Here is a 270-nt window from a genome sequence, read left to right as displayed (position 1 = left end):
AGGCCATCTTCACTGGACCCGGCGACAATATCCTGTAAGTTTTCGCTAAATTCAGTCAGTTTAATTTTGCCAAATTCGTTTGATATCGCCAGCAAAGCGCTTTTCAGCTGGCGGGTTTGCAACATGCCCAATATTACATACGCCATGCGTACTTTACTGTCGCCATAAGCCAAAGAGCCATACACCCAGCCCCGCTCAATGGCATCTTCGATATGGCTCGATAAATCCGAAATCGAGCTGGCACCGCGCGGTAAAGCTTCAAGACAGTCG

Annotated in this window: 1 pseudogene; it reads right to left on the bottom strand. The window is 48.5% G+C overall.

Features of this window, described 5'->3' with window-relative positions:
• Positions 1-270 (bottom strand): annotated as a pseudogene (locus SB753_RS37480) (type VI secretion system ATPase TssH); the annotation flags it as partial.

This window comes from Paraburkholderia sp. SIMBA_053, assembly GCF_046534895.1.
Taxonomy (GTDB): domain Bacteria; phylum Pseudomonadota; class Gammaproteobacteria; order Burkholderiales; family Burkholderiaceae; genus Paraburkholderia; species Paraburkholderia caledonica.
The sequence above is the reverse complement of the archived record's forward strand: the minus strand, read 5'-3'. Positions and strand labels throughout refer to the sequence as shown.